The organism is Pseudomonas sp. MF08817 (assembly GCF_059862705.1).
On record NZ_JCBCUY010000045.1, the window covers coordinates 24,327 to 33,493 of the forward strand.

The 9,167-nt window shown below is 63.1% G+C and carries 11 protein-coding genes; 5 read left to right on the forward strand and 6 right to left on the reverse strand.

The genetic code is table 11. The annotated features are described in order from the left end of the window. Window positions 1–3: 3 nt before the first annotated feature. From AC19YR_RS22165 to AC19YR_RS22180, 4 genes are all read right to left on the reverse strand, one after another. On the reverse strand, window positions 4–933 hold the full coding sequence (locus AC19YR_RS22165) for a MerR family transcriptional regulator (RefSeq protein ID WP_500600158.1): 930 nt from the start codon (window positions 931–933) through the stop codon (window positions 4–6). A gap of 3 nt (window positions 934–936) precedes the next feature. Further along, window positions 937–1,902 (reverse strand): YbgA family protein, encoded by a 966-nt coding sequence (locus tag AC19YR_RS22170; protein WP_095105980.1) that lies wholly within the window; start codon window positions 1,900–1,902, stop codon window positions 937–939. A gap of 98 nt (window positions 1,903–2,000) precedes the next feature. Further along, on the reverse strand, window positions 2,001–2,216 hold the full coding sequence (locus tag AC19YR_RS22175) for a TIGR02450 family Trp-rich protein (RefSeq protein ID WP_095105981.1): 216 nt from the start codon (window positions 2,214–2,216) through the stop codon (window positions 2,001–2,003). Next, a complete protein-coding gene (locus tag AC19YR_RS22180) occupies window positions 2,213–3,199 on the reverse strand; it encodes an NAD(P)/FAD-dependent oxidoreductase (protein WP_095105982.1) in 987 nt (328 codons plus the stop codon). The genes AC19YR_RS22175 and AC19YR_RS22180 overlap by 4 nt, the downstream gene beginning before the upstream one ends. A gap of 201 nt (window positions 3,200–3,400) precedes the next feature. Here AC19YR_RS22180 and AC19YR_RS22185 point away from each other — a divergent pair, with 201 nt between their 5' ends. Then, window positions 3,401–4,303: a TIGR01777 family oxidoreductase gene (locus AC19YR_RS22185; protein WP_500600160.1), complete on the forward strand. Its 903-nt coding sequence runs from the start codon at window positions 3,401–3,403 to the stop codon at window positions 4,301–4,303. Window positions 4,304–4,316: 13 nt separating this feature from the next. Beyond that, on the forward strand, window positions 4,317–5,339 hold the full coding sequence (hemH, locus tag AC19YR_RS22190) for a ferrochelatase (protein ID WP_500600161.1): 1,023 nt from the start codon (window positions 4,317–4,319) through the stop codon (window positions 5,337–5,339). 95 nt (window positions 5,340–5,434) lie between these two features. On the opposite strand, the gene AC19YR_RS22195 is transcribed toward hemH, so the two are convergent. Both AC19YR_RS22195 and upp read right to left on the reverse strand, forming a co-directional pair. Then, complete coding sequence (locus AC19YR_RS22195) at window positions 5,435–6,709, reverse strand: uracil-xanthine permease family protein (RefSeq protein WP_095105986.1); 1,275 nt, start codon at window positions 6,707–6,709, stop codon at window positions 5,435–5,437. Between the two features lie 2 nt (window positions 6,710–6,711). Next, window positions 6,712–7,350, reverse strand: coding sequence for a uracil phosphoribosyltransferase (gene upp, locus AC19YR_RS22200; protein WP_095105987.1), 639 nt, complete (start codon window positions 7,348–7,350; stop codon window positions 6,712–6,714). A gap of 164 nt (window positions 7,351–7,514) precedes the next feature. Between upp and AC19YR_RS22205 the strand changes: the two genes are divergently transcribed. The 3 genes from AC19YR_RS22205 to AC19YR_RS22215 all read left to right on the forward strand — a co-directional run bounded on the left by AC19YR_RS22205 (window position 7,515) and on the right by AC19YR_RS22215 (window position 9,032). Further along, a complete protein-coding gene (locus AC19YR_RS22205) occupies window positions 7,515–8,072 on the forward strand; it encodes a hypoxanthine-guanine phosphoribosyltransferase (RefSeq protein WP_095105989.1) in 558 nt (185 codons plus the stop codon). Between the two features lie 106 nt (window positions 8,073–8,178). Next, window positions 8,179–8,667, forward strand: a complete 489-nt coding sequence (locus tag AC19YR_RS22210) for a hypothetical protein (RefSeq protein WP_095105991.1) — start codon at window positions 8,179–8,181, stop codon at window positions 8,665–8,667. A gap of 77 nt (window positions 8,668–8,744) precedes the next feature. Further along, window positions 8,745–9,032: a PA4642 family protein gene (locus AC19YR_RS22215; protein WP_095105992.1), complete on the forward strand. Its 288-nt coding sequence runs from the start codon at window positions 8,745–8,747 to the stop codon at window positions 9,030–9,032. The last annotated feature ends 135 nt before the right edge of the window (window positions 9,033–9,167 follow it).

Below are 9,167 nucleotides of genomic sequence, written 5' to 3' on the forward strand. Positions count from 1 at the left end.
TCATCAGATCAGCCCCCGGCGTACGAGGAGTTGGTGTGCAGCCAAAGGGTCTTCGGCCAGGGCCGGGCCATCGTCCAGGGCCGTCAGTTCGCTGTGGTGGATGCGCACTGCGGCGCCGGCAATGATCGTTTGGCAGGGCACATTGGCCAGCAGCCTGGGCAACAGGCCCAACGCCAGGGTTTTGCTCGAATACAGCACCAGCGCCCGGGCGTTGAGGTGCTCCACTGCCAGGGCCAGTTCGGCGCCGGCCAGCGGTTCATCGAACACCGCCACTGGGCAATCGGCGCTACTGACCAGCCATGCGGTGAGCCACAGTGCCGGTTCCAGGGGGCGGTCCGACTGATTGACGAGCAATACCGGGGCACCGCGTAACTGGCGGTTGTTGTGGTAAATGCGCGCACCGAACTTGCTGCGCAGCCAGGCGTGGAAGAACACCTGCTCCATGTGGGCGGCAAACTGGCCTTGCCAGCGTATTTCCAGGTCGGCCAGCAACGGCATCAGCAATTGGGTGCACAACGTGCTGGGCGGGTACAGGGCCATGGCTTGGTTGACGAGGTCATCCACCTGGCGCTCGGCCAGTAGGCTGATAGCTTGCACCAGGTTCTGGCGCATCGCGTGCCAGTCGTTTTCGGCCGGTTGATCGAAGGGCTGCGCGGCATCGAGCAACGGCTTGACCTGGCTGACCGCCACGCCCCGGTTGAGCCACGTGAGGATGGTGAGGATGCGCTCTACATGCTCGCTGGAGAACAGGCGATGGCCCTTGGGCGTGCGTTGCGGCACCACCAGGCCATAGCGGCGTTCCCAGGCGCGCAGGGTCACGGCGTTGACCCCGGTGAGCCGGGCCACATCGCGGATCGGCAGCCAGCCTTGGGCCAGGGCTTGCTGGTAGTCGCTGTCGGAGGCGGCCGGCAGAGGAGCGGAGGAATCGGTCATGGGTTAAATCGCATTTCGCAAACTGAGGTTTTCCGGATGGGGTTGCAGGTACACCTGCTGCGCCAGATACGGGTCGGGGTGGTGGCGCAAGTGATGCTTGAGCAGGGTCAGCGGCACCACCAGGGGCACGATGCCTTGGTGGTACTGGCCAATGAGGTGCTGCACTTCACGCTTGTCATCGCGGCTGATGGCTTGCTTGAGGTAACCGCTCAGGTGTTGCAGCACATTGGTGTGGGTGCGACGGGTGGCGCATTGCTTGAGAGCCGCCATCAGCGCGCGGAAATAACGCGGGGCCACAGCGTGCGGGTCGGCTTTGCCCATGCTGCCCAGCAGCTTGCCCAGCGTTTTGTACTGCTCCGGGTTGTGGGCCATGAGCTGGTATTTGTAGCGCGCGTGGAATTCGGTCAGGGCGCGGCGGCTCAGGCCTTGTGCGCACAGTTGCTGCCACGCGGCGTAGGCGAACACCCGGGTGAGGAAGTTTTCCCGCAGCACCGGGTCGTTGAGGCGGCCGTCTTCTTCCACCGGCAGGTCGGGGTGCCGAGCGCAAAAGGCCTGTGCGTAGATACCGCGCCCAGCATGCTCGGCGGGCGCGCCGTTGCTCTGGTAGACCTTGACCCGTGCCAGGCCACAGGAGGGCGACTTCTGCATGAAGATGTAGCCGCAGATATCCGTGAGTTGCCCGGCCATTTGCTGGCCATAGTCGGCCAGGGCCTGGGTCACGTCGTTGTCGCCATGGACGGTGCCCACGGCCCGCGGGGCTTGCGGGTCGCCCACCAGGCGGATGGGTTCGCGCGGGGTGCCCAGGCCGATGGCCACTTCCGGGCACAGGGGCACGAAGTCGAAGTAGTCGGCCAGGGTTTGGCTGCACAGGGTGGACTGTTTGTGCCCGCCGTTGTAACGCACGGGTTGGCCCATCAGGCAGGCGCTGACGGCGATTTTCGGGCGGGGCGCGGTAAGGTCGCTGTGCATGGGGGTGGCCTCTGGCTGAAACCTATACAGGATGCTTTACCTGTACAACTTGGTTTCATCATAGGTTCAGATGTGTACAAGTCAACTTTTTTGTACAGCTATTTCCAGCCCATGGCCCAGTGTTCGTCGTCTTGCAGGGTTCGCCAGTCGTGGCGCTGACAGCGGCGGGTGAGCACGGCTTGCAGCTCGATCTCCAGCACCTCGCCGTTCTCATTGCAGAACAGTTCGGTCACCAGAAAGTGCTTTTCGCGGTGCTGAGGGCGGGCTGCCGTCCACTTGGACAGCAGCAGCTTGCGCGGGTTGATGCGGTTCATTGCAGGTGTTCGTGTAGGCGCCGGGCCGCTTCCTGGCCACTGAGCCACGCCCCTTCGACCCGCCCCGACAGGCACCAGTCGCCGCACACATACAGGCCCAGGTCGGCATCGGCCAGGGCGCCCCATTCGTGGCTGCCGGCCGGGCGGGCGTAGAGCCAGCGGTGGGCGAGGCTGAACACGGGAGCGGGCATGGCACTGTGCAGCAACTCGGCGAAGGCACCGTGCAACTGTTCGATCACAGCTTCCTTGGGCAGGTCGATGTGCTGGCGGCTCCAGGCGCTGGTGGCGTGCAGGATCCAGGTATCGAGGGTGCTGTCGCGCCCCGGCTTGCTGCGGTTGCGCGCCAGCCAGTCGAGGGCGCTGTCTTGTACGAAGCAGCCTTGCATCGAGGTGTCCAGGGGCGTGTCAAACGCCAGGGCGACGGCCCAGGTCGGGTCCATTTTTACCCCGGCGGCGACACCGGCCAGTTTCGGCGCAGCGGCCAGCAACGCTGTGGCCTGAGGCGCCGGGGTGGCGATCACGACATGGCTGAACGGCCCGTGGGTGAAGCTTTCGGCGTCTTGTAAATGCCAATGTTCTTCGCCCCGATAGACCTCGGTGATGCGGCAACCGAACTGCGCTTGGACGTCCCCCAGCAGGGCGCGGGTGATGGCGCTCATGCGCGGCGTGCCGACCCAGCGGGTCTGTTCGTCGGGGGAAGGGGTGAGCTGGCCGCCCTGGAAGTTGTACAGCTGTGGGGTCCATTCGGCGACCCAGCCCTGGGTTTGCCAGCGCTGCACCTCGGTGACGAAGCGGCGGTCGCGGGCGGTGAAGTATTGGGCGCCGAGGTCCAGCGCACCGGCATCGCTGCGCTTGCTGGACATGCGCCCGCCAGGGCCGCGGCTTTTATCGAACAGGTGCACGCTGTGCCCGGCCTCGCGAAGGGCCTGGGCGGCGGAAAGGCCGGCGATGCCGGCGCCGATGATTGCGATGGGTACAGTCATAGGGGGGCCTCGTTTACCTGTGAGTACAGAGACTACGCCGTCAATCAAAGCTGTACAATATTGTTTTTTGGTATAACTTTTAGCGTTCTTGATCCGACAGATTGTCCTATGGTTAACCCTAGGACTGCCTGATATCAAAAAGATCCCTGCTTTTAAAAATAGACCAGTGATCCGGATTGAACGTTACGCGAGGAAGACCTCATGCACATATTGCTGACCGGCGGTACGGGTTTGATAGGGCGCCAGCTCTGCCATCACTGGCTGGCACAGGGGCACCGCTTGACCGTTTGGAGCCGTCGGCCGGACGCGGTCGCGGGGCTGTGTGGCGCGGGTGTGCGGGGCATCGGGCAGCTTGAGGCGTTGGGTGCAGAGCCGGTGGATGCGCTGGTCAACCTGGCGGGCGCGCCCATCGCCGACCGGCCTTGGACCCACAAACGCAAGGCCTTGCTCTGGAGCAGCCGCATCGGCGTCACCGAAACCCTGCTGGCCTGGCTGCAAAGCCGCGCACAACGGCCGCAGGTGTTGATTAGCGGCTCGGCCGTGGGCTGGTACGGCGATGGCGGCGAGCGTGAGTTGACCGAAGATTCACCGCCGGTCAGTGAGGATTTCGCCAGCCAGTTGTGCATTGCCTGGGAAGAAACCGCGCAGCGCGCCGAAGCCTTAGGTGTACGCGTGGTGCTGGTGCGCACCGGCTTGGTGCTGTCGCAGGAGGGCGGCTTTTTGTCGCGCTTGCTGGTGCCGTTCAAATTGGCGCTGGGCGGGCCCATCGGCAATGGCCGACAATGGATGCCCTGGATCCACATCAACGACCAAGTGGCCTTGATCGATTTTCTGCTGCACCAGCAAGACGCCAGCGGTCCTTATAATGCCTGCGCGCCGAAACCGGTGCGCAATCGCGAATTTGCCAAGGCCCTGGGCGCCTCGCTGCACCGCCCCGCAGTGGTGCCGATGCCGGCCTTCGCCTTGCGGGTTGGCCTGGGGGAGTTGTCTTTACTGTTGCTCGGTGGCCAGCGGGCCACGCCAGCGCGTTTGCTGGCGGCGGGTTTTACCTTTGAATTCAATGATGTACGTGCGGCCCTGGACGATGTGACCAGCCGCCTTTGATATAGGACGTTGCATGACCGATCACGCGTTGCTCCTGGTCAACTTGGGCTCGCCCGCCTCTACTTCGGTGGCGGATGTGCGCAGTTATCTCAACCAATTTCTGATGGACCCTTACGTTATCGACCTGCCCTGGCCGGTGCGGCGTTTGCTGGTGTCGCTGATCCTGATTAAGCGCCCCGAGCAGTCCGCCCACGCCTACGCCTCGATCTGGTGGGAAGAGGGCTCGCCGCTGGTGGTGCTCAGCCGCCGTTTGCAGCAGGCGATGCGCGCGCAGTGGAGCCACGGCCCGGTGGAACTGGCGATGCGCTACGGCGAGCCGTCCCTGGAAACCACGCTGACGCGCCTGGCGGCCCAGGGCCACAAGAAGATCACCCTGGCGCCGCTCTACCCGCAGTTTGCCGACAGCACCGTGACCACGGTGATCGAGGAGGCCAAGCGGGTGGTGCGCGACAAGAACCTGGATGTGCAGTTCTCGATTCTGCAACCGTTCTACGACCAGCCTGAATACCTCGAGGCCCTGGTGGCCAGCGCCAAGCCGCACTTGGCCCAGGGTTACGACCACTTGCTGCTGAGTTTCCATGGTTTGCCCGAGCGGCACCTGAAAAAACTCAACCCGGGCCACTGCTGCGAAGGGCAAAGCGACTGCTGTCGCAATGCGCCACCGCAAGTGGTTGCTACCTGCTATCGCAGCCAGTGCCTGCGCACCGCGGCAGCGTTTGCCGAGCGCATGGGCCTGGCGGACGGCAAGTGGTCGGTGTCGTTTCAGTCGCGCCTGGGCCGCGCCAAGTGGATCGAACCCTACACCGAGGCGACCCTGGATGCATTGGCCAAGCAGGGGGTGAAGAAAATCCTGGTGATGTGCCCGGCGTTCGTCGCCGATTGCATCGAAACCTTGGAGGAGATTGGTGATCGCGGTCGCGAACAGTTCCGCCAGGCCGGTGGTGAAGAGCTGGTGCTGGTGCCCTGCCTGAATGACGACCTGCAATGGGCCGTGGCGTTGAATGCCCTGTGTGAAAGGGCACCCATCGCGTTGTAAGCCTGGTTAAACGCATCGCGGGCAAGCCCGCTCCCACAGGTGTTCACATTCCTCTGTGGGAGCGGGCTTGCCCGCGATGACCTTCCTGAGGCCGGTTACAGCAACGGCTCATCCGGTGCTTTTTTCTTCCAGCCGTCATTGCCCGGCAGCAGCAGGTTCAGCGCAATCGCGACAATGGCGCACAGGGCGATGCCTTTGAGGCCGAAGTCGTCCGGGCCGGTGCCGGTGCCGACCAGCACACCGCCAATGCCGAACACCAGGGTCACGGAGACGATCACCAGGTTGCGCGGCTCGCCCAGGTCGATCTGGTGGCGGATCATGGTGTTCATGCCCACCGCCGCAATCGAACCGAACAACAGGCACAAAATTCCGCCCATCACCGGCACGGGAATGCTCTGCAACAGCGCGCCGAACTTGCCGACGAACGCCAGGCTGATGGCGAAGATCGCCGCCCAGGTCATGATTTTCGGGTTGTAGTTCTTGGTCAGCATCACCGCGCCCGTGACTTCGGCGTAGGTGGTGTTGGGTGGGCCGCCCAGTAGGCCGGCCGCCGTGGTGGCGATGCCATCGCCGAACAGGGTGCGGTGCAGGCCAGGCTTTTTCAGATAATCGCGGCCGGTCACGCTACCGACGGCGATCACACCGCCGATGTGTTCGATGGCCGGGGCCAGCGCCACGGGGACGATGAACAGGATGGCCTGCCAGTTGAACTCCGGTGCGGTGAACTGCGGCAGCGCAAACCAAGGCGCGGCGGCGATTTTCGCGGTATCAACCACGCCGAAGAAAAACGCCATGGCAAACCCCACCAACACCCCGGAAATGATCGGCACGAGGCGGAAAATGCCCTTGCCGAACACGGCCACGATCAAGGTGGTGAGCAGCGCCGGCATGGAGATCATCATGGCGGTCTGGTAGTGGATCAGCTCCGTGCCGTCACCAGCCTTGCCCATCGCCATGTTGGCGGCGATCGGCGCCATGGCCAGGCCGATGGAAATAATCACCGGGCCGATCACCACCGGCGGCAGCAAGCGGTCGATGAAACCGGTGCCCTTGATCTTCACTGCCAGGCCCAGGAAGGTGTAGACAAAACCCGCCGCCATCACGCCGCCCATGGTCGCCGCGAGGCCGAACTGGCCCTTGGCGAGAATGATCGGGGTGATGAAGGCAAAGCTTGAGGCCAGGAACACCGGCACCTGGCGCCCGGTGACCATTTGGAACAGCAGAGTCCCCAGGCCCGCCGTGAACAGCGCGACGTTGGGGTCGAGGCCGGTAATCAGCGGCATCAACACCAGCGCGCCGAACGCTACGAAAAGCATCTGGGCGCCGGACAGCACCGTGCGCCACAGCGGGTCGTTGAACTCGTCCTGCATGCTCACGCGTCCTTCTGCTTGGTGCCGAAGATCTTATCGCCGGCATCGCCCAGGCCGGGAATGATGTAGCCATGCTCATTCAGGCGTTCATCGATGGAGGCGGTGTAGATGGTCACGTCCGGGTGCGCCAGTTCCACGGCGGCGATGCCTTCGGGCGCGGCCACCAGGACCATGGCGCGGATGTCGCGGCAACCGGCCTTTTTCAGCAGGTCGATGGTGGCGACCATGGAACTGCCGGTGGCGAGCATCGGGTCGATAATCATCGCCAGGCGTTCGTCGATTTCCGGTACCAGTTTTTCCAGGTAGGTGTGCGCCTGCAGGGTTTCCTCGTTGCGGGCCACGCCCACGGCGCTGACCTTGGCGCCCGGGATCAGGCTGAGCACGCCTTCGAGCATGCCGATGCCGGCACGCAGGATCGGCACGACGGTAATTTTCTTACCGGCGATTTTTTCCACGGATACGGTGCCGCACCAGCCGTCGATGTCGTAGCTTTCGAGCGGCAGGTCTTTGGTCGCCTCATAGGTCAGCAGCGCACCGACTTCCTGAGCAAGCTCGCGAAAGTTCTTCGTGCTAATGTCTGCGCGGCGCATAAGGCCAAGTTTGTGTCGGATCAGCGGGTGGCGGATCTCACGGATGGGCATGGGGAAAGGCTCCGGCGGCGGGCAAAAAAACCGGCCTAGAATAATCTATCCGAGGGTGATGTCCTATAGACATCCTGTACGTTAGTCCATAAAGGCTTGATCTGGCCTCGTTGCAGGCGTACCTTCCCCCGCTTTTCCGAATCCGCCACCTTCTGGAGAGCGCCATGTCCGCTGATCTCGACCATATCCGTCAAATCAAGCGCGAGGCAGACTGCCTGTACACGCAAGCGCAAGTCGAGGCGGCCATCGCTCGCGTCGGTGCACAAATCAATGAACAACTGGCCGATCGCAACCCGGTGGTGTTCTGCGTGATGAACGGTGGTTTGATCTTTTCCGGCAAGCTGCTGACCCACCTGGACTTCCCCCTCGAAGCCTCCTACCTGCACGCGACCCGCTACCGCAATGAAACCAGCGGCGGCGAGCTGTTCTGGAAATCCAAGCCGGAAGTCTCGTTCATCGACCGCGACGTGCTCATCATCGACGACATCCTCGACGAGGGTCACACCCTGGGCGCGATCATCGACTTCTGCAAACACGCCGGCGCTCGCGCCGTGCACACCGCCGTGCTGATCGACAAAGAGCACGACCGCAAGGCCCGCCCGGACCTGAAAGCCGATTTCGTCGGCCTGCCGTGCATCGATCGCTACATTTTCGGCTATGGCATGGACTACAAAGGCTACTGGCGCAACGCCAACGGGATCTTCGCCGTCAAAGGCATGTAAGCCCTGCCTTCTGTGGGGCAGGCAACCCTGTAGACGCGGGCTCACAGGATGGCGGTGCTCAAAGATCCACATGCTAGAGTGGCCGGCCCCGACCTTGGAGCCTGCCATGAGCTGCTTGACCCGCTGCTGCGCCGCCCTGTTGCTGACCTTGAGCCTGCCCCTGGCCGCCGCGCCGGCCACGCCCCTGCATGGGCAGTTCCTGCCGCCCGATGACCTGACACTGCGCGCCGCCGCCCCCGAACAGCAGCAACTGTTGCAGGTGACCGAGTACGCGGTGGTCGTCGGCAGCCAGCGCCAGTCGAGCCAGCAGCCAATCCCCATCACCTCGCCGCTGATGATCCGCCTCAAGGGCAAGCCGCTGAACAAAGGCGCGGTCATCAGCCAGGTGCTGGTCAATTTCGATGGCGAGAGCAAAAGCCTGAAAAAGCCGCAGTTCGATGCCAAGACCAAGACCCTCACCCTCTCTTACCCTGTGGCGCAGTACCGCGTGGTGATGGACCTGCTGCGCAACGAGACGGTCTATTGCCAGTTCCTCAGCTACGCCAACGGCCACGTCTGGGCCGACTTGCATACCGGGGCGGTGCGCAAGCGCTGAGCGTTGTTCGTTGAGGCCCGGGGGGCGCGGGGGGTAAACTGCCCGCCCCGTGAAATGTCTGCGAGCTGGAGTCGGCAATGCGTAAAGATAAAAAACAGTTGATTGGTGACGAGATTGGCGATGCGCAGATCAAGCTGTTCCTCGATTTTGAGCCGGCCGATGGCACTTCGCCGTCGCTGCACAAACTCATCAAGGCCTACCGCGGCCTGCGCATCGACGACTTCGAGCGCTTTCTGGTGTTCTTCGTCGAGGCCGGCTACGACCTGAGCGGCAAGGATGAGCAGGGCCACGACTTCATCGCCCTGATAAAAGACCAGCGCAATGCCGAGGACTACATCGCCCTCATTGAGAAAGCGCGCGGCTAAAGCGATCACCCACAAAAATCTATGGTCACCCCCATTTTTGCAATACTGATTAACGGGTGGTGTGGTTGGCTTGCTTAAATCTATCCGGCGTCTGTTTGGGGCAGGCCCCAGCGCCACGATGAGAGTCGCGCCTGA

What these genes read in the sequence shown, in the direction of transcription:
- AC19YR_RS22165 (WP_500600158.1), bottom strand. Translation starts at nt 933, where the DNA reads ATGACCGATTCCTCCGCTCCTCTGCCGGCCGCCTCCGACAGCGACTAC.
- AC19YR_RS22170 (WP_095105980.1), bottom strand. Translation starts at nt 1,902, where the DNA reads ATGCACAGCGACCTTACCGCGCCCCGCCCGAAAATCGCCGTCAGCGCC.
- AC19YR_RS22175 (WP_095105981.1), bottom strand. Translation starts at nt 2,216, where the DNA reads ATGAACCGCATCAACCCGCGCAAGCTGCTGCTGTCCAAGTGGACGGCA.
- AC19YR_RS22180 (WP_095105982.1), bottom strand. Translation starts at nt 3,199, where the DNA reads ATGACTGTACCCATCGCAATCATCGGCGCCGGCATCGCCGGCCTTTCC.
- AC19YR_RS22185 (WP_500600160.1), top strand. Translation starts at nt 3,401, where the DNA reads ATGCACATATTGCTGACCGGCGGTACGGGTTTGATAGGGCGCCAGCTC.
- hemH (WP_500600161.1), top strand. Translation starts at nt 4,317, where the DNA reads ATGACCGATCACGCGTTGCTCCTGGTCAACTTGGGCTCGCCCGCCTCT.
- AC19YR_RS22195 (WP_095105986.1), bottom strand. Translation starts at nt 6,709, where the DNA reads ATGCAGGACGAGTTCAACGACCCGCTGTGGCGCACGGTGCTGTCCGGC.
- upp (WP_095105987.1), bottom strand. Translation starts at nt 7,350, where the DNA reads ATGCCCATCCGTGAGATCCGCCACCCGCTGATCCGACACAAACTTGGC.
- AC19YR_RS22205 (WP_095105989.1), top strand. Translation starts at nt 7,515, where the DNA reads ATGTCCGCTGATCTCGACCATATCCGTCAAATCAAGCGCGAGGCAGAC.
- AC19YR_RS22210 (WP_095105991.1), top strand. Translation starts at nt 8,179, where the DNA reads ATGAGCTGCTTGACCCGCTGCTGCGCCGCCCTGTTGCTGACCTTGAGC.
- AC19YR_RS22215 (WP_095105992.1), top strand. Translation starts at nt 8,745, where the DNA reads ATGCGTAAAGATAAAAAACAGTTGATTGGTGACGAGATTGGCGATGCG.